General features: G+C 37.6%; 7 protein-coding genes and 2 pseudogenes. 8 read left to right on the top strand and 1 reads right to left on the bottom strand.

What is annotated here, in order from left to right:
- Nucleotides 1-26 precede the first annotated feature (26 nt).
- Together AC0J6S_RS11455 and AC0J6S_RS11450 are read left to right on the top strand one after the other, a co-directional pair.
- The gene (locus AC0J6S_RS11455) at nt 27-8921 is read left to right on the top strand and encodes a PKD-like domain-containing protein (RefSeq protein ID WP_474953930.1); all 8895 of its coding nucleotides are present in this window, start codon (nt 27-29) and stop codon (nt 8919-8921) included.
- A gap of 13 nt (nt 8922-8934) precedes the next feature.
- The gene (locus tag AC0J6S_RS11450) at nt 8935-10011 is read left to right on the top strand and encodes a PorP/SprF family type IX secretion system membrane protein (RefSeq protein WP_474953929.1); all 1077 of its coding nucleotides are present in this window, start codon (nt 8935-8937) and stop codon (nt 10009-10011) included.
- A 318-nt stretch (nt 10012-10329) separates the two neighbouring features.
- Here the strand turns inward: AC0J6S_RS11450 and AC0J6S_RS11445 are convergent.
- Nucleotides 10330-11095, bottom strand: a pseudogene (locus tag AC0J6S_RS11445) (XRE family transcriptional regulator).
- Nucleotides 11096-11183: 88 nt separating this feature from the next.
- On the opposite strand from AC0J6S_RS11445, the gene dinB reads away from it, so the two are divergent.
- The 6 genes and pseudogenes from dinB to AC0J6S_RS11415 all read left to right on the top strand — a co-directional run bounded on the left by dinB (nt 11184) and on the right by AC0J6S_RS11415 (nt 20930).
- The gene (gene dinB, locus AC0J6S_RS11440; protein ID WP_474953928.1) at nt 11184-12365 is read left to right on the top strand and encodes a DNA polymerase IV; all 1182 of its coding nucleotides are present in this window, start codon (nt 11184-11186) and stop codon (nt 12363-12365) included.
- A 4-nt stretch (nt 12366-12369) separates the two neighbouring features.
- Nucleotides 12370-15446: pseudogene (locus AC0J6S_RS11435) on the top strand (DNA polymerase III subunit alpha).
- A 78-nt stretch (nt 15447-15524) separates the two neighbouring features.
- A complete protein-coding gene (locus AC0J6S_RS11430) occupies nt 15525-16904 on the top strand; it encodes an exonuclease domain-containing protein (protein WP_474953927.1) in 1380 nt (459 codons plus the stop codon).
- Between the two features lie 240 nt (nt 16905-17144).
- Nucleotides 17145-17579 (top strand): DUF1810 domain-containing protein, encoded by a 435-nt coding sequence (locus tag AC0J6S_RS11425; protein WP_474953926.1) that lies wholly within the window; start codon nt 17145-17147, stop codon nt 17577-17579.
- 395 nt (nt 17580-17974) lie between these two features.
- Nucleotides 17975-19036: a DUF932 domain-containing protein gene (locus AC0J6S_RS11420; RefSeq protein ID WP_474953925.1), complete on the top strand. Its 1062-nt coding sequence runs from the start codon at nt 17975-17977 to the stop codon at nt 19034-19036.
- A 1699-nt stretch (nt 19037-20735) separates the two neighbouring features.
- A complete protein-coding gene (locus AC0J6S_RS11415) occupies nt 20736-20930 on the top strand; it encodes a hypothetical protein (protein WP_474953924.1) in 195 nt (64 codons plus the stop codon).
- Nucleotides 20931-21812: the final 882 nt, after the last annotated feature.

The raw sequence follows: 21812 nt of genomic DNA, 5'->3' as shown, positions 1-21812 counted from the left end.
TACTTACAGCAAACAAAATATACTTGATGAAACACCTTTACACAATTCTATTTTTATTCTTTCTACTAACTTTTAATGCCAGCTCTGTTTATTCTTCAAATAAAATAGAGGAAAACATAAAAATAAAAACAGTTGCAAATCCATCTGGACATATAACAGGAAATACAACGGTATGCCAAAATGCAACACAGCCTGTTATAACGTTTGAGGTTGACGATAATGCAAAAGCACCTTATACTTTTACTTATACCATAAATGGAGGAGCTCCATTAACTGTTTCAACAACAGGAAGTACTAAAAGTGTAACCGTTTCTGCGCCAACAAATGTTGCAAATACTTTTACATATATTTTGACTGGAATAAAAGACAAAGACAATACTGTTGTAACTGTTGCCAGTAACAATACTGTAACAGTTAAAGTGAACCCTTTGCCAGTTGTAAATTTTACCTTTTCAGATAATCAGTGCTCGGGAACTGCAATACAATTTACATCAACAGTTTCTGGAAACCCTAATTTTAGTTATTTATGGGATTTTGGAGGAAATGGCAGTGGAAATACTTCTATAAATCCAAATCCTGCTCATGTTTTTAGTAATACGAACGGAAATTCGACACAATCGTTTAATGTAACTTTGACTGTTACTGATAATAATGGATGTGTAAATAAAATAACCAAAGTTGTCACAATTCAAAATCCAGATACAACTTTAAATTCAGATGCAGTTTCTGATATTTATAATGGCTTTAAGACTTTTAGGGTATGTACCAATACGAACTCAGAGATTCAATTTATCAATGCCTCTACTACATTAGCAACAAACAACAGTTACACGATAAGTTGGGGTGATTCAACTCCTGATTTTACTTCAACAGCATTTTCAACAACTACACATACTTATGCTGTTGGACTATGGACATTAACCTATACCATAAAAAGTCAAAATGGATGTTCAATTTCAAGAGTATATAAAGTTTTTGTAGGGAATAATCCAGCAGTAGGAATTGGAAATCCCGGTAATACGAATATTTGTATATCAACACCACTAACGTTTCCTATCACAGGAACAGAAAACAATCCACCAGGTACAATTTATACTGTTACTTTTAATGATGGTTCGGCACCTTTGACTTTTAGTCATCCTCCTCCAGCTTCTGTTACTCATACCTTTTTAAAATCTTCGTGCGGGATTACCAGTAATAACGGTTCAACAATTTATCAAAATTCCTTTTCAGCAAATATTGAAGCTTCAAACCCTTGTGATACATCAGGGGGGAGCGTTGTCCCAATACGTGTTTCCATTGCTCCAATTGTTAATTTTACAATTCCACAACCAATAATTTGTACTAATAATTCAATATGCTTAACCAACACAACAATTGGAGGGGAAATACCGACAAATAATTCCTGTGGAGCTCCAAAATTAGTTTGGATAATTTCTCCATCAACAGGCTTCACACTAAATAGTGGGTCATTAGGAAGCGATAACAATGGATCTACAAACATAAACACATGGACATCAGGTACAAATGCAATTTGTCCAATTTTCAATACACCAGGAACTTATACAATTACATTAAAAGCAGGTGGTAACTCATGCGCTTTTGATCAAATAACAAAAACTATATGTGTTGAGGCTCCACTTGTTCCTAACTTTACACTAACAGAAAGTTCAGGTTGTTCACCGCAAACAATAACTGCTACCAACACAACGGTTGAAACTAATTCTTGTAGTCCTCCACCAACCTATGTTTGGAGTACAACTTTTACTCCATCAAGTTGTGGAACAGCTATTGCATCAATTCCAAATCAAACCAGTGCTAACGCATCATTTAATTTCACTGAGCCTGGAACTTATAGTATTAAGCTTACGGCAACTAATTCTTGTACGCCCTCCCAATCTGTAACTAAAACGTTCAACGTTAAACAACCCCCAAAGGTTACCATTGCGCCAATTACATCTTTTTGCCAAACGGGAGTTTCAACAGTAATTAATCCTACAGCGACTGTAATTAACTGTGGGACCCAATCTCCGTTGACGTATGAGTGGAGTTTCCCAAATGGAACACCAGCAACTGCGACAACTGCGAACCCTGGTCCTATTAGTTATACTAGTTCAGGAATCTTTTCCTATTCTTTGAAAGTAAACAATGAATGTGGAACCACTATTACTAACAGTTCTTTCACAATCAAACCCACACCAACAGTCGATGATATCACAAGCCAACAAAAGTGTAAAGGACAACAATCCGATGCTATCCTGTTTGGCGGGGGACTTGCTGGTACAGTTTACAGTTGGACAAACAACAATACAGCAATAGGATTATTAGCTGCAGGCACTGGAAATATAAATCCATTCACCCTTACCAATACAGGAACAACAGTCTTAAAAGCTACAATAACAGTAACACCATCACTAAATGGCTGTTCAGGACCTCCAAAAACATTTACTATCACTGTCAATCCAGAGGCTACAGTAAACACTTTAAGTAACTCGGTGCTTTGCAACTCTGCTCTGCAAAATACAATTACTTTTAGCAGTTCTTCAGCAACAACTACTTTTTCATGGACCAATAATACACCTTCCATTGGGTTAGTGGCAAGCGGAACTGGTAGTATTCCAGCTTTTACTGCTACAAATACAGGAATATCCCCTGTCGTGGCTACTATTACAGTTACTCCATCAAATGCATTGGGTTGTAATGGTCTTCCAAAAACATTTACTATCTCTGTCAATCCCACTCCTACTCCATTGGCCTTGACCAATCAAGAGTATTGCAATGGAGTTGCAACTTCTCCAATAATTTTTAGTAATGACGTTTCAGGAACTACTTACACTTGGACTAATTCAAATATTGCGATTGGTTTAGCCGCAAACGGAACGGGAAATATACCATCATTTACACCAAAAAACACGAGCGGAAACCCTATTACCGCAACAATAAGTGTTACCCCAAAAGCGAATGGATGTGCAGGAACACCCAAAAACTTTACCATTACTGTAAACCCGTCTCCAGTAGTTACCTTTTCAATGCAAAATCAGACCATTTGCTCAGGTGATACTTCGGTTTTGGTAACATTAAGCAGTGTTGCCGGAGCCACTTTAAATTGGACGGCAATCCAACCATCAGGAATGTCAGGAGTCGTTCTAAGCGGAACCAATACAATCCCTGCACAAACTTTAGTCAATAATACAAATGCCAATATTGTTTTAACGTATAATGCCACGTCAACATTATCAAGTGGAGCAACTTGCGCTGGAGCAACATTTATTTATACTATAACTGTAAAACCAAAACCATTCATTGCTGCGAATATGACTGCGATTAGTTGCAGTGGTTTGTCTTTCTCTGTTACCCCAACGAACAGTGCTGGAAATAGTATTCCAACAGGGACCACTTATTCTTGGAGTAATCCAATTGTAACTGGTGGAATTACTGGTGGGATTTCAGGAACAAATCAAACTAATATAACTGGAACATTAAACAATACAACTACTGTTGTTCAAATAGCAACTTATACCGTAATACCATCATTCAATGGTTGTGCAGGTTTACCGTTTGATGTGGTAGTTTCTGTAAATCCAAAACCAGATGTAAATGCGATCACGGATATTATTCTTTGTGCTGGAGAAACAAGTACACTGATTAATTTTTCAGGTAATGTTTTAGGAGCAACCTATAATTGGTCATCCAATCTTACAAGCATTGGAATAGCAGCTTCTGGCAGCAATTCCGTTCCATCATTTACAGCAATAAATACAGGTTTAACCCCAATAATTGCAACAGTTACTGTAACACCAGCAGCTAACAGTTGTACGGGTTTATCCAAAACATTTAAAATAACTGTTAATCCGCGACCGAACGTTAATTCAATAACCAATCTGGTAAAATGTAATGGCATCGCCAGTGGAACTATCCCTTTTACTGGAAGTGTAAATGGAACTACTTTTGATTGGGCGAATGATACACCGTCAATAGGTCTAGCCGCTTCCCGAAGCGGCAGTATTCCAAGTTTTACAACAACAAATACTGGAATAACACCAGTAATTGCAACTATAACCGTTACGCCGAAAGCAAATGGGTGTCTAGGAACTCCAACCACTTTTACTATCACTGTTAACCCAACACCTACAGTAGATTTACCATCAAATCAAACGGTTTGTAATGGCCAATCTACTACCGCTATTTTATTTTTGGGAACAATTCCAAGTACGAGTTACAATTGGACCAACAGCAATTCAAATATAGGATTAGGAGCTAACGGCGTGGGAGACATAACTGCTTTTACTGCGATAAATAACGGAACGACCCCTATTTTTGCTACTATTACCGTTACTCCAAATGTAAATGGTTGTTTAGGAGCTTCCAAAACATTTATCATCACTATAAATCCATCGCCGTCAGTTTCATTTACACCTTCAAATCAAGTGGTGTGCTCTGGATCTTCTAGCAACGTTGTCAATTTAACCAGTTCATCGGGTACAAGTTTTACTTGGACTGCGTTGCAACCCTCTGGAATACTTGGCGTTTTGACTAACGGAACCAATACAATTCCGGTTCAGACATTAATTAATACCACTAATCTTCCTATTGTGGTTACTTATTTTGCGAAAGCCGAATCAAACAGTGGCGTAAGCTGTCAAGGTGTTACCTATCCTTATACTATTACTGTGAATCCAGTCCCTTCCATCACGACCGCACAAGCGCAAACTATTTGTTCCAATTCCGCTTTTTCAATAGTTCCGTTAGATAGTGGCGGAAATACTGTCCCGGTTGGAACCACCTATTCATGGTCCTCTCCAGTGGTTACGGGCGGAATTACAGGAGGCGGAGCATTGACAAATCAAACCACTATAAACGGCACGTTAATTAATCCAACAGATGATGTTCAAACGGCCACATACAACGTGACTCCAAAATCTGGAACCTGCACAGGACCTTCATTTACGGTGGTAGTAACAGTTAATCCTTCTCCAAAAGTTCAATTTTCGGGACCAAATCAAACACTTTGCTCTGGAAGTGATAGTTCTTCTATAAGTTTATCAAGTCTTACTACCGGAAATGTTACCTTCAGTTGGACGGCAACAATTTCTGCTGGAATTACTGGAGCAACAGGTTCGGGAATAGGAACTATCCCAACACAGACTTTAGTAAATTTAACCACAACATCACTAACTGTAATTTACACTGCAACAGCAACTTCCGAAAATAACGGGGTTTCTTGTTCAGGTCAGCCATCGGATTATGAAATAACGGTAAATCCTGCAATTATTGCATCCAGTATTCTGTCTAATTTTAATGGTTTTAATTTGAGTACTGTTGTTGCCAATGATGGTGCAATCAATGTAACAGTTACTGGAGGTTTGGGTTCATATACTTATTTATGGACAGGACCAGGCAGTTATTCGGCATCAAGCCAGGACATTTCAAATGTTCCAGCGGGCGCTTATTCATTAACTATAAACGATGGACTTTGTAATCCTGTGGTATTAAATTTTAACTTAACGTCACCATTACCTTTACTTATTCAGGAAGATATTGCAGCACAAATCGATGTATTGTGTTTTGGTTATTTGACTGGAGCAATTAAAATTGATATTACACAACAATCTGTTGGACCTTATGATTATCTATTGACTTTGCAAGGAGGTGGAGCAATCAGTAACATTATCAACGCGACGGCTACAAATTATACTTTTAATAATTTGACAGCAGGCATTTATGACATTAAAGTTACCGATGCAAATGGAAGTAGTAAGACAATTCTAGGAATAGAAATCACGCAACCCAGCGGTATTTCAGCTTCCATATCATATCCTTCAAATATCAGTTGTGCTGGAAGTGCAGCGGGTTCAGCAACGGTAACTGCTACCGGAGGAATAGGGACTCTTACCTATTCTTGGAATACAAATCCAATTCAAACCACAGCAACAGCAACAGGTTTGACAGCAGGAAATTATACAGTTACAATTACAGATTCCAATAATTGTTCGATCCAAAAACTGGCTGTAATTACGGAACCAAATGGGATTACTGCATCCATCACATCACGAATCAATGTACTCTGTTTTGGCAATAATACCGGTTCTGCAACGGTATCTGCTACCGGAGGAACAGGAGCTTTAACTTATTTATGGGACACTACTCCGGTGCAAACTACGGCAACAGCGACGGGATTAGTAGCAGGTACTTATAATGTAACCGTAACAGATGCCAATGGTTGTTCAAAAAATCTAACAGTACTTATTATTCAGCCCTTAGCAGCATTAGAGTCCATGATTTCGAATTCAACTAACGTGAGTTGTTTTGGAGGAAATAATGGGAATGCTACTGTCTTAGCTTCTGGAGGGGCGCCACCTTACACTTATTCCTGGAATACAAGCCCAATTCAAACCTCGGTAACAGCTACAGGATTAACATCAGGAATTTATAATGTAACGGTTACAGATGCAAATGGATGTGTAGATTCAAGCCCCGTAACAATAATAGAACCAGCAGGAATGTCTGCAACTATAACTGCACAAACGGATGTTTACTGTTCAGGAAATAGCACTGGTTCAGCAACTGTAACTGCTACTGGAGGCACAGCACCTTATAGCTATTCTTGGAATACAATACCAGTTCAAACATCAGCTACAGCAACAAATCTGGCAATGGGTACTTATACGGCCACCATTACAGATGCTAATGGTTGTACTACAACCACTCAAGCCACTATCACAGAGCCAAACGGTATTGTAATTTCAATTGCCTCACAAACCAATGTAAATTGTTATGGAAATAATACAGGTGCAGTTTCTGTTTTAGCAAGTGGAGGAACTGGAATCTTATCATACTCTTGGGATACAATTCCGGTACAAACTTCTTTAAATGCAACAGGATTAATTGCAGGAACTTATCATTTGACCGTTACCGATGCTAATAATTGTACGAAGGTTCAAACAGTAAATATTACACAACCCGACGATATTAATATAACTACTGATCTTGAAAAAGATATTACTTGTTTTAATGATGCCAATGGTGAAATTAAAATCACAATCACCGGAGGTACATTGAACTACAATTATACTTGGACGAAAGATGGAATTCCTTATGCAACTACCGAAGATATATCCAATTTAAGTCCTGGCATATATGTAGTAACCGTTTCCGACGCGAATAATTGCAACCCAAAAACTGCGACATTTACCATCACTGAACCACCTGTATTAGCTGTAAGCCTAACCAGTCAAACTAACATATTGTGCTTTGGAGAAGCTACAGGAGCTATAGAAATTACTGTGGTTGGAGGAACACCTGCACTTTCTGACTATAACTTTGCTTGGACTGGGCGTAACGGATTTACCAGCTCCAATAAAAATCTTTCTGCTATTAATGCTGGAACTTATAATGTATTGGTTACCGATAATTCGGGCTGTTCTAATGCACTTGGTGTTACACTTACCCAACCAACTGCTATTATTTTATCAGCCACTACCACTCCAATAATCTGTTATGGATCTAATGATGCTTCCATATCTCTTACTATAAATGGCGGTGTAACTCCTTATACCATTATATGGAGTAATCTGGGAGGCGGAACGTTTCAGGATAATCTTTCGGCCGGTGATTATCTGATCACCGTTACAGATGCAAATAATTGTGTGAAAACACTAAATGTAAATATCCCGGAAGCACCCATTTTTACAATCAACCCAGTTGTTAAAAACATTTCTTGTTTTGGTGCCCATGATGGTAGTATCAATCTAAATATTATTGGAGGGATTACTCCCGTGAAGTTGGTTTGGGATGACAGTTCAGTAGCTGGAAATGTAATGAATAATTTAGGACCAGGCTCTTACACCGTAACGATTATTGACAGTAAACCCTGTACCATCAAAAGAACTTTTATAATATTGGAACCTCAACCTTTAATTTTATCAGCTAATACAACCAATGCCTTTGATTGTGACAATGCTAATAGTGGTGCAATAAATCTTCTCGTTGCCGGAGGTACACCACCTTTTACCTATTCTTGGTCAAATGGATCTACAATGGAGGATTTAGCTACTATTCCTGCAGGAAATTATCTGGTTAACGTTACAGACAGCAGAGGCTGTTCAAAACAGGCGCAATATAGCATCAACCGACCGCCACCTATAGTTATTGGAGTGGCCACCAAAACAGAATTTGACTGTGAAACCAAATACGTTAAACAAAACTTTGTAGCCCAAGTTTCGGGTGGGGTTCCACCCTACCAATTGTCTTGGTCTAATGGAACTGTCAGCGGTCCAAATAATGAAATAATGAATACTAGCCAAAACGGAACAGCAATATTATATGTAACTGATGCAATAGGCTGTAAAGCAAATTACTCCTTCAATGTTAAATTGCAGTCTCTTGGATCACCATCATTTAATGCAACATCATATTCTTATTTAACTTATGGCAGTTATTCAATAATGGATCCAGTACAGTTTACCAATACCGCTACGGGTGATTATATCAGTATCGTTTGGGACTTTGGCGACGGTAGCTTTTCAACAGATCTTAACCCAGTACATACCTTTATAAATCCAAAAGAGTATACGGTTACACAAACCGTTACGTATCCATTTGGATGCATTTACGTACAAAAAATCAGTTTTACTGTCGAAAAAGGATATGTGTTTGTTGTTCCCACTGCTTTCACACCCAACAACGATACTGTCAATGATACATTCAGACCTGTGACTAAGGCTTTAAAAAATGTTCGTCTGGATATTTATGACACTTGGGGTTCAATGATCTATTCAGAAACCGGAGACACATTGAAGGGGTGGGATGGTAAAATAAAAGGCCAGAATGCAGAAAATGGCAACTACTATTGTAAAGTTAGCGCAGAAACTTTTTACGGAACTATTGTCACTGAAAATCAACCTTTTGTATTAATAAAATAATCAATCACAGAGAATGAAATTTAAATTTGCTTTATATATCCTGTTAACTTCCATATTTATAGTAGAAGTTAATGCACAAGATCCTGTTTTTTCACATTATTATTTTGTCCCTGAAACGCAGAACGGCGCGTTTACAGGAACTGTAAACACGTTAAATACCGGAATTTTACACAGAACACAGTGGCCCGATGGAGCTAGAAGAGTGGATACCGATTACGCCTTTATCAACGGCTCCATTGGGAATTTAGCAGAGGATTCTCGTCCGAGTGATTCAAATCTTCAAAATATTGGAGTCGGCATCACCGTATTAAATCAACATGAGGTTTTTACAAATTATAATTACACTCAAATTAATGGAGTATTTTCGCTAAATCTTGACTTGGATAATTTTTATTCTGGATTAAGAATGATTTTAGGATTAGAAGGTGGCTATGGAACTAAAAATTTTAATTTTAAAAGTCTTTTGTTTGAAGATCAAATTAATAGTAACAATGGTAGTATTGGTAGTGGTAGTTCAGATCCAAGTCTTTTAGGCCTGCAAAATAAAATAGATTTCGTGGATATTTCATCAGGTCTTTTACTTTACACCGATGACTTTTGGTTTGGAGCTTCAGTGAAGCATCTTAACACTCCCAATATTGCCTTCGATTCTCAGGGTAAGCTCCCTTTAGATATGAACTTTAGTTTTCAGAGCGGATATGCCTTCAATCTGGATAGTAGTCCCGCTTTAACATTCTTACCAAATGATTCCAAATTAGTCCTCACCTCAAATTTTATGAAACAAGGACAATATAATCGATTGGATTTTGGTAGTGTTGTTCATTTTAATCCATTTATTCTTGGAGTCATTGCTGCAACAAATCCTATGATGAAAAGTGATGAGAGCCATGTCCTTACTTCAGTGAATCTGATTGGTTCTATTAAAATATCTAACTTCACTTTTGGCTATTCCTATGATATAAATACTTCAAAAATTGCGAATACCCAAGGAGTTCATGAATTTTCGCTTACTTGGCAGATAGGCAGGGAATGTCATAGCTGTAATAATTATTTAGCAAGAAGGCCATGGGGTAGGAATTATGATGATTAAAATTTTAAAATTTTAAAAAGCAAGGGTCTTCTATATCTTCAATCTAAAAGGAGAATGTATTATGCAACTGCCAATTATACAAAACAGTCACTTACCGCAATACCTAAACTTTGGAGTTTTTAGATTAAAACACAACTAGGTTAATTATGCATTTTCACAATAGGACTTTATAATTTTTTGACTCAATTAATACCAATTGCAGTTAAACTAATTTTGTACGTCAAAATAAAAAGATACACCAAAGTCATGAATAATGAAAGACTAATCTCCTTTCCTAAGACTCCTGACTTCGTATTACTTTCTAACAATAACCTATATTTAAAGCTTAATTTTTAAATCGTTAATATCTCTTTTCAACTCTAAAAACATGTCTTTTACACTTACGGTTTCAGTTAATTCCTGTTTTTCATCTGTCAGTCCAATGTTACACACGTATTCCCAAATTTCAAGGATGGAAGATACCTTAACTTCATAAGGAGGATAAAAACTGTTGTCTGATGCTACAACAAGTGCGTTCATTTTGTTTTTATTCAATCGCTTGTACACCATACCTTCATTTTTGGTAATCAGTATGTAGGTTTTACCATCCTTGACATCTCCTAACTTTTCAATATACCGCCCAACAATGATGGAACCATTTTCATGTGGTGGCATCGAATCTCCTTCCACCGGAAACCCCCTGTGCTTGCCCGAGCCCAAAAATGGCAATGAAATTTGCTGCAGATTTTCTATATATTCCGGATCAGCATATCCATTCAAATACCCGGCTTTTACTTTTTGTGTAACGACTTCTATAAAATTTTCTCCCTTATTATCTACCGTAATTGGTAACACCAATCTGTTATTTTCCAATTGTAACAAATCATCTACCGGTATTTTTCGAACATCCACAGATAGCAACAGATCTATACTGATGTGGTAATAATGCGCTATTTTCTTTCAGTATTTCATACGGGGCTTCCGAGGTTCCATCTTCATATTTGACGTACCTGCCCCTGGTTATCCCTAAGGATTCCGCCAGCTTTTCTTGCGAAATTTTATGTTGCACTCTAAGGTTCCTGATGTTGTCGGAAAATAAAGACATAGGTATTTTGTTATAATTTGTAACAACAAATATAATCAAATTTGTTAGTATCTGTACTAATTTTGTAACGTATAAAAAAGAAAAGAAGATGGAAAGAGCAATTGTACACATGGATTTAGATACTTTTTTTGTGTCCTGTGAAAGACTAGGAAATTCAAAACTGGAGGGAATCCCTTTGATTATTGGTGGCGGTGATCGTGGTGTCGTGGCTTCTTGTTCCTATGAAGCCCGCACCTTCGGAGTGCGTTCCGCCATGCCTATTAAAATGGCACTCCGCCTCTGCCCTCAGGCAAAAGTGATGAAAGGCGATATGGAATTGTACTCCAAATTATCGCATGACGTAACCGAAGTGATCCAAGAAAAAGCACCAATTGTTGAAAAAGCCAGCATCGATGAGTTCTACCTCGATATTACGGGTATGGATAAATTTTATGGGGGGTACAAATGGACCAACGAACTGGCACATTCCGTTATTAAAGAAACTGGTCTACCAATAAGCTTTGCTTTATCGGTTAACAAAACGGTTTCCAAAATTGGTACTGGCGAAGCCAAACCAAAAGGAAACTTAGAAATACCCGAAAATAGGGTGCGGTCTTTCTTAAATCCGCTTTCGATTCAAAAAATTCCCATGGTGGGCGATGTGACTTTTCAGTTGTTATCCCGAATTGGAATCCGTACCATTCAGACCCTTTCAGAAATGCCTGCTGAAGTCCTGCAACGGATGATTGGCAAGAACGGTACCGATATTTGGAAGAAAGCCAATGGTATCGATAACAATCCGGTAGAACCCTATACGGAACGGAAATCTATTTCAACGGAACATACGTTTACTCAGGATACCATTGACATTCCAAAATTAAAATCAATACTGATCGGAATGGTGGAAAAACTGGCTTTTCAATTGCGCTCCGAAGAATGGCTGACTTCCACCGTGGTAATCAAAATTAGATATTCCAATTTCGACACCGAAACCAAACAATGCAAAGTCCCCTATACCTCAGCCGATCACACGCTGACCAAAACAGTTACCGATTTATTTGATAAAGTATACCAACGTCGCATGCGACTCCGTTTAATCGGAATTCGTTTCAGTGGGTTGGTTCGTGGCACCTATCAGATCAACTTGTTTGAAGATACTGAAGAAATGCTATCGATATACCAAGCGATGGATAAAATGAAAACACGCTATGGCTTTGATGCGGTGATGCGATGTGCCGGGGCCACCTTTAAACCCAACAACAAAGCAGAAATTTTAAAACGCAAATTATAACATAATGTACCTCAACTGCCATTCTTTTCATTCCCTGCGCTACGGCACCATACCGCTGTTGGATCTTATCCAGCAGGCTGTTGTTTGTGGGGTTAAGACAATGGTATTAACGGACATCAACACGGTTACTGGTATCTATGATTTTACAAAAGCCTGTAACGAAGTTGGGATTAAACCAATCGTCGGAATAGAATTTCGCTGCAACCATCAATTGCGGTACATCGGTTTGGCTAAAAATGCTGATGGGCTCGCCGAAATGAACCGCTTTCTGACCAAACATAATTTTGAAAATAGTCCTTTGCCATTGGCTGCTCCTTCATTTAATGACGTATGCATTATTTACCCTTTCGAAAATAGGCCAACGGAATTAAAAGACCATGAATATATAGGGATTGCTCCCGAACAGCTTCCCAAATTATTTCTTCCCGAATGGAATTCTTGGCTTACCAAAATGGTGATTTTACAATCTGTCACCTTTCGGACTAAAAGAGAATTTAATCTCCATAAAATTCTTCGAGCTATTGATACCAATGTGATTTTGTCCAAATTGACTGAAGCCGATTATTGCAAAACATCTGAAGTAATGATTCCTTTGGAGGAATTGCTTTCGAAATTTGAAGAGTATCCACAGATCATCGAAAACACACAGAAACTGATGGATCAATGTCATTTTGAATTCGACTTCAAAACACCCAAAAACAAAAAATACTATTCTGGAAGCCGGGAAAGCGACATCCAGCTTTTGACTAAGTTGGCTCATGAAGGAGTATTAAAAAAATACGGTGCCGATAATCCGCAAGCGTTAGCAAGAGTCGAAAAAGAATTAAAGGTGATTGACCAATTGGAATTCAGCGGCTATTTCCTGATCACTTGGGACATCATTCAATACAGCATGAGTCAGGGATTTTTACATATTGGTCGAGGTAGCGGTGCCAACAGTATAGTGAGTTATTGTCTAGGAATAACGGACATCTGCCCTATTGAACTCGATTTGTATTTTGAACGCTTCCTGAATGTGAACCGCAAGAGTCCCCCGATTTTGACATTGACTGGTCCTGGAAAGAACGTGATACCATTCTCCGATATATTTTTGATACTTATGGCGCGGATCATGTTGCTTTCTGTGGAACTAATGTGGAATTTAAGTACCGCTCCATATTTCGAGAAGTGGGTAAGGTTTTTGGTTTGCCCAAAGAGGAATTAGATGCTTTGGCTAAAAACCCAATGGCGTTACATGATAAAAATCAAATCGTAAAGCTAGTGCAGGAATACGGTATGCTACTCGAAAAATACCCCAACCAACGCAGCATGCATTCCTGTGGTATATTAATCTCGGAAGAACCCATTACCAATTACACACCTTTGGAAATGCCTCCGAAAGGGTTTTCAGTAGTGTTGTTCGACATGCACATTGCGGAAGATATTGGCTTTGAAAAGTTTGATATTCTGAGCCAGCGCGGGATTGGCCATATCGATGACAGTGTGAAACTTATTGAGAAAAATCAGGGGATTAAAGTCGATATCCGAGATACTGCTATATCAAAAAATGAGGCGAAGGCGAATCATTTTCTAAGCCACGGAAAAACCATTGGATGCTTTTATATCGAAAGCCCTGCCATGCGAGGGTTATTGCGCCGACTGAAATGTGATAACTACAAAATACTTGTTGCAGCATCCTCAATCATCCGTCCGGGTGTCGCTCAATCGGGTATGATGAAAGAATACATTTTCCGACACAACCATCCGGATCGTTTTGAATATTTTCATGACGTTTTTAAGGAACAACTCGGTGAAACGTATGGGGTGATGGTCTATCAGGAAGACGTAATCAAGATTGCTTTACATTATGCAGGACTTCCCGCAGCCGATGGCGACATTCTGCGTCGGGCCATGAGCGGGAAAGGACGCTCTAAAGCAGCACTTCAAAAAGTAAAAGACAATTACTTTGCCTGCTGTGCCCAAAAAGGACATCCGCTTAAGTTGAGTGAAGAAATATACCGTCAGATTGAATCTTTTGCTGGCTATTCCTTTTGTAAGGCGCACTCCGCTTCTTACGCTGTCGAGAGTTACCAAAGTCTTTATCTTAAGGTGTACTACCCTATTGAATTCATGGTAGCGGTAATCAACAACCAAGGTGGATTTTACCGTACCGAAGTATATGTTCATGAAGCTAAAATGTCAGGGGCTACCATTCAGAATCCCTGTGTCAACAAGAGCGACTATGAAACTACGGTATATGGTACCGATGTCTATTTGGGTTTTATGCATCTGGAAGGGTTGGAAAGTAGACTAGCGCATTTTATAGTTAAAGAACGTCAGCAACGGGGCGAATTCATCTCTTTGGAAGATTTTATCAACCGCATTCCAATAGGCATTGAAGGAATACAAATTTTGATTTTTATCGGAGCGTTCCGTTTTACTAGTAAAACAAAAAACCAATTGCTGGTGATCGCCAGACTCATTTTGGTGAATTTCAAACCCGAAAATAGAAATCTAATGCTCCTGCAGGAACCAATCAAGGAATATGAACTGCCAGTACTTGCACGATCCCCTTTTGAAGATGCTTTTGATGAAATCGAACTGCTGAGTTTTCCGGTTTCCTGTACTCCTTTTGATTTGTTGCAAACAAAATATCGGGGGGACGTAATGGCGAAAGATTTACTAAAGCACCATAAAAAAACAGTGAAAATGCTCGCGTATCTTATCTCCAGAAAGCACGTGCCCACCAAAATGGGAACGATGTATTTTGGAACTTGGGTCGACATCGAAGGGGAATATTTTGATACCGCACATTTTACTAAAAGTTTGGAGAAATATCCGTTCCAAGGCGGTGGCTGTTATTTGCTCTTAGGAACTGTAGAAGTGGATTACCACTTTCCTACTATAACTATTTCCAAAATGGCTAAAATGCCATTCATCCCCGATCCAAGGTATTCCAACACCAATGACCGGCAATATAAAGTACACCAACAAATTCGGGAAGATGTAAGCATGACCCAACGGGCACCGTATCCTCAGGAACATGAAATTAATTTGCCGAGGCATAAAATGGAGGTGGGTCCAAAAAAAGAGCCTGTCTGACACTTTTAGGAGTGATAAAGGAGCGATTTTACCAACTTCATACACAAGAATAACAATACATTTTACGTTATATACCAAATGAAAAATCAGGAATACGCAATAGTAGATATAGAAACCACAGGCGGGAATGCCAGTGGCAGCCGCATTACAGAAATTGCCATAATTATCCATAACGGAACTAGTATAATCGACCGTTGGGAAACGCTCGTCAACCCAGAAAAGGAAATACCGCTTGCCATTTTTTCGCTAACTGGCATTAACAATGAAATGGTACAGGACGCACCCATTTTTGATGCCATTTCTGAAAAGGTTTTAGAAATGCTTAGCGGACGTATTTTTGTTGCCCATAATGTGAACTTTGATTATTCGTTTGTTCGCCACCAACTCGAAGCCAGCGGTTTCAAATGGACTGCGCCGAAATTATGCACCGTTCGAGCAGCCAGAAAGATTAAGTCGGGACTAGCTTCATATAGTTTAGGCAGACTTTGCAATTCCTTAGACATACCTTTGACAAACCAGCACCGTGCTGGCGGTGATGCGGATGCTACCGCAATTTTATTTTCCCGTTTACTGAAATGGGACGTTGAAGGTGTAATCGAAAAAATGATAAAAAAGACTTCTCAAGACCAGCGCTTACCCCCCAACCTACCGCCTGCTGATTTCGAGCAGTTACCGGATAAAGCAGGAGTCTATTATTTTTACGATCAGACAAGAAAAGTCATTTACGTAGGAAAGGCTATCAACTTAAAAAAACGCGTGGCTTCCCATTTCAGTGGTCATAATATCACTCCACAAAGACAAAATTTCTTGCGGGACATACATGCCATTTCCTTTGAAATCTGTGCTACCGAATTAATGGCACTGTTGCTGGAGTGTACTGAAATTAAGAAACTGTGGCCCACCTACAACAGGGCATTAAAACGCTTTGACCCTAAATATGGATTGTATGAGTATGAAGCCCGCAGCGGTTACCGATATTTGGCTATTGGCAAATTAGGCAAATTTCAGGCGAGCATAGAATCTTTCAATAGTTTATACAAAGGCATCAATGTATTGCGTAGCTTATCCGAACAATTTGGCATTGATAATCGATTCTGCAATTACGGCATGGACGACCATGAAGAATTTATCCCTAAACCGGACCGGAACGATTTACCTGACATGGAACAACACAACGAACAAGTCGAAAACGCTATTGATTTTTTAGTAAAAAACAGACCCAGCTTTGCCATTATAGACAAAGGAAGATCTGACGAAGAACGCAGTTGCATTTGGGTTGAAAAAGGTCACTTCTATGGAATGGGATATATCGCTTCGGATATTGGTTTTACGGATCCATCTGAAATAAAAAATCATGTCACTCCATACAAAAGTAACCAATACAGTGTGGATTTAATCCTTGCGTATGCGGAGAAATATCCCAGAAAAGTGCTTTTTAAACAGAACCAGAAGGAATGAAAACTCGTTTAAATCACTTAGAATTATTCACAGCAGGAAATTATTGCATCACCATGTTACAGCGAAAACCATAGGTTCTAACTATGTCATAAGTTCCTGAACGATATTCTTCGCAAATCAACTTTATTTTAAGGTAGCTGTAACTACTACTCTAACAAATTTTTAATAAACGCCTTGGATGGGTGATCAATAAAGTAGTACTTTTGGTATACGATTTTCCAATGGCAAGCAAATAAACAAATGACTACTAACAACGAATTAATCAAATTTTTAGACGCACAAAATCAGGTGTACCTAAAAGCACTTTCAGAACTAAAAAATGGAAAAAAAGACACCCACTGGATGTGGTACATTTTTCCTCAATTAAATGGATTGGGTTCTAGTGAAACCGCACAGTTTTATGGAATTGAAAATCGAAATGAAGCTAAAGTCTATTTACAACATCCTGTCTTGGGACAACACCTAATTGAAATTTCTTCCGTTGTGCTCCAACTTGAGGGAAAAACAGCTGCAGAAATATTTGGAACTCCAGATGACATGAAATTACGCTCTTGCATGACGTTATTCGCAAACGTTGAAAATGCCAATCCGGTATTTCAGAAGGTATTGCAAAAATATTTCAATGGATTATCTGATGAACTTACATTACAATTACTAAATAGGATCAAGTTATAATCCAAAACCTGCTGACCATCTGCTTTATCTTCTGAAAATAAGATTCTTTAAAGAAAACTACCAGCAGCCCCGTAAATCCTATTGACACTGATAATAGTATTTCTCCATCAATTGCCTCAATCGGATTTTTTTGTAAAAAACAATACGATTTTAAATTCAGTTTTCTTTCCAAACGGACTAAAAGGCAGCTAAGATAGTGTCTCATGTATGCTGCGAGCGCATAATGGCTGTGTTACTCTGGCCACCCTTCGGGACTTATAGCTCTCCACTTCCATAAGCCCCTTATTTCTTGCTTTCTTTTTTCCCGTTTTTTCTTTTGAAAACATTTTGTGGAGTGGGACGGGTTCTAAGGAAGCAATTGAAATACTAATAGTAATCATCTAAATCACAACATCATGGCACACAATCTCAATTACAACGAGCAGACGGCAAAACACAGCTTTTTCAGTGTCAAAGAAAAAGCATGGCACAATTTAGGGCAGGTTATACAGGACTATCCCACTAGCGCTGAGGCAATACACTACGCAGGACTGGATTACGAAGTGGAAAAAAGGAAACTGTTTACACCCAAGTCGGACAAAATTTCCATCGAAGGCGACCTGCTCCACAGTACTATAGAAGTACCAAATTATTTCAGTTCCGTACGCACCGACAACGATGTCGTTTTGGGCGTGGTAGGCAAAGACTACCAAATCGTACAAAACAGGGATGCCTTTTCCTTTTTTGATACTATTGTTGGTGGTGACGGTATTCTGTACGAAACCGCAGGGGCTTTAGGCAAAGGGGAACGCATTTTTATTACCGCTAAACTGCCAAACTATATCCGCGTGGGTAAAGATGACCTAATCGAAAAGTACATTTTCCTAACGACCTCCCATGATGGAAGCGGAAGCATTACTGCTGCTTTTACCCCCGTTCGTATTGTTTGCGCCAATACCTTGAATGCTGCCCTGCGCAACCAAAGCAATACCGTTCGCATTCGCCATACCTCCAATGCCAAACAACGTTTGGAACAAGCACACAAGGTCATGGGCCTTTCAGATATCTTGTCGGAACAAATGCAAGCTATTTTCAATTATTGGACAAAACTGCCCATTTCGGACAACGAGGTAAAGAAACTCATCCAATCTGCCCTTGCACCAAGCAAAGAGGTGCTCAAAAACCTTCAAGAAGGCAATGAGGACGAACTGTCTTCCTGTTTTACCAATATGGTCGATAGTGCATTTTCTTATGCTATGAGCGACCCTACTCAATTAATGAATACTACCAAAGGAACCGTTTTTGGGGCATACAACGCCATAACAGGCTATTTTCAAAATGTACGCTCTTACAAGGATGAGGAAACCAAATTGTGTTCGCTTTTAATGGGTGGTACAGGACAGCAACGGTCACAGTCAGCTTTTAACCTTTGTACCGATTTTGCAACCAAAGGAATGGATGCGCTACTTTTTAATTAATTCATTAGGGCAGGCAGTAAATACTGCCTGTCCCTAATATTATCAACCTGCTTTAAATTATTTATGTCAGATCGTATTCTCTTTTTACTCCCTCTGCCTTGCTAATACCCCCCGAACGAGACATTTTAATCCCATAAAAAACCGCCCAATTGCTCCCACTTCTGTACCACCTTATCCAAATGGTTACAAAGAAAGGAATGATTTTATGGTTCTTCCAAAAACTCCAAAAGACTTCATTCATAAAGTTGCTACCCGATACCAGCCAATATAGAAGCACCCCTATTAACGGATTTATTACTGATAATACCAACCGAAGCCAAAGGCCCGCCGCACTGAAATCGCGCCGGACTGCGTCGGACTTTTTTCGAGGCGCTTTTGACTGAATCAATTTCTATTATCTGAAGATTATTCTAAAATAAGTCGCAGACTTCAACAATTGACTGACTTCTAATTATTAGCATTTTTTCACGGAATAGTGAATTTTTATATACTCGATTATTAAGGTTGCGCCTGACGCTTTAAAGTGAAGAATTCCCCAAAGTTTAAAATTATCCAAAAATTTGCTATCGAGTTTTACAGCATTTATGATTAATAAATCTGTCTAAGAATATCAACTAAATGATAAAAAATGCAATAAAGGGAGCAAAATCTTGATTTTAAAAATTTATATTAAATTAAATTACAAATTGTAGGTTTCTAATCTGCTACAAAATCAATGGATAATTCCTGATATGAAGGAATAATTGTGATTATACAAAAAAGCTAAAGGAGAGATTTTAAGGAAAGTATTTTTAAGAAAAACGACAAAAAAAAGATAAATTTATACCCAGATATTACAAGAGTACAATTGCTGTCGTATAAAAAAATAGCGTCAAAAAAAACTAAATTTGAAACACTAAATTCAAAATATTGGTATGAAAATTTTTTTGATGCTCTAATTATCAATTTTATTTTTTTCTTGTCACCAAAAATAAAAGGACAATGCCGCAGCTCCTGCCTCATATTCCATTGTAGCAAATAAAAAGAAAAAAGAGAATAAACAAATAGGCGAAACTATTCACATGAATTTTTAGAAATGAAAAAGGCTCCTTTGCAGGGAGATGTTCTTTAGATTTTATACCTATTTATAATATACATCAAATTAAAAATGGAGTTTACTTACTTTGGAGGCACGGAATTGCTCGAACTACAGGTAATTGAAACGTCCGTTTCAATTAAATTATTTTTTCTGGATAAATCTTCCGATTGCCCCTTTGAATTGGATTTAAAAATCCCAGTTTAGCAAAAAGGAGCTTTTATTTTAGCAATAAACATTCGCTAATGGCTGATAATCCCTTTTCGGGTAAATTCAAGGTACAGCCTAAGAATAAAAAAGAATAATTTGTGTCGCTTCCTAATAATCAAAACCATAAGTTACCTGCTAATTATTTATTATTTTTTAGTATCTACTGATCAAATAAAAACCTTGTGAAATCGAAAGTGCTATCCTACTAATTAAATACTGCTATTTAATGTTAGTAACTAATAATTAATATTTCAATGAAACACCATTGTATAATTATTTGTGTATTTGCGGAAGTGTAATCGATTAAATACCGGTCAAACACTTTTAAAATTAAAATAAAAAATGTTTATTTATGAATAAATATTCGATTAAATACCGTGTATCTGTCGATAATTTTACAAAAATATCTTAATCATGGATTTCAGCAAATTATTATCTTCGCTTGCAGCGCAGCCAATCACCTATCAAATTTTGACCAGCCTACTGCGCCAATACAACCGACCTAATCATGAAATTAAAGCACTGAAAAATCAAGGAATAATCAAATCTGTAAAAAGAGGAATCTACATTCCCGGGAAAAATGTAAATATGCAAATGCCCGAAGTTTAATTGCCAATGATACTTAAGGTCTATATTTACAACAGTTAATCTTGATAACTTATACCTTAAAGAAGCCACCTAAGCTTTCTTTCTTGGGGGTCTATATCGCTGTTTTGAATCAGAATAAATGGAAGTCATTTTTTATTTAACCAACACAGCTCTTTGTTTCCTATCGGAAACAGAACTGCTTTTCTATTGATAATAAATTGTTTGACCAACTTGTAAAACTTTGCACGTTTTTTTAATGGGAAATATTTTTTTATCATTTCTAAAGAGAGAGTAAATCATAGACCTTTTATGGAAAAGATACCGATTGCTTTTTTTAAAATATCCGTTGCATTTTTGCATCTTTTTGTTCTATTTAAACTCGGCTATTAGCTCCTAATCTGGTGTTTGCTTAACATTGGCTTTACTAGGATAACTTCCTTATCCAAACCCTTCACACTCTTTTCTCTATCGATACAATTGTAGAGCCGTATTACCAAATTGTTTTACTAATTTTGAAATATTATGTCTTTCATAACTCAATTGAACCGCTATCTCTTTGAAAAATTCGTCGTGAATTTTTCAAATCTTTTCATAAATGAGAATTAAGGTATTTGTTCTGAAATTTTTTATGAGTGTAAAGTTAACATTTCCACATTTTCACTGATAGATATTTTTGAAGAAGTTTTTTTGTGGCCTCAACGTAAGATTATCTTTTTTTTTTAAGATTAAGTAAATATTTTTTTTTCGAGCATATAAATACATTATACCCCAAATAAATACACTTATACCGTTTAATCAACGTTTATTACCTTTTATTTTTTTAACATAAGATGACCTTCGAAATTTGCAATTATTATAATTTGATCATTAATATTTAATTAGTCTTTCCAAAATTATTTGAAG

The organism is Flavobacterium sp. TS_SC_5, from assembly GCF_056156265.1.
This window is presented reverse-complemented; position numbering and strand designations above follow the sequence as displayed.

Bases quoted from the DNA above. Each gene is read 5' to 3' on its own strand.
- AC0J6S_RS11455 (WP_474953930.1), top strand. From the start codon at position 27: ATGAAACACCTTTACACAATTCTATTTTTATTCTTTCTACTAACTTTT.
- AC0J6S_RS11450 (WP_474953929.1), top strand. From the start codon at position 8,935: ATGAAATTTAAATTTGCTTTATATATCCTGTTAACTTCCATATTTATA.
- dinB (WP_474953928.1), top strand. From the start codon at position 11,184: ATGGAAAGAGCAATTGTACACATGGATTTAGATACTTTTTTTGTGTCC.
- AC0J6S_RS11430 (WP_474953927.1), top strand. From the start codon at position 15,525: ATGAAAAATCAGGAATACGCAATAGTAGATATAGAAACCACAGGCGGG.
- AC0J6S_RS11425 (WP_474953926.1), top strand. From the start codon at position 17,145: ATGACTACTAACAACGAATTAATCAAATTTTTAGACGCACAAAATCAG.
- AC0J6S_RS11420 (WP_474953925.1), top strand. From the start codon at position 17,975: ATGGCACACAATCTCAATTACAACGAGCAGACGGCAAAACACAGCTTT.
- AC0J6S_RS11415 (WP_474953924.1), top strand. From the start codon at position 20,736: ATGGATTTCAGCAAATTATTATCTTCGCTTGCAGCGCAGCCAATCACC.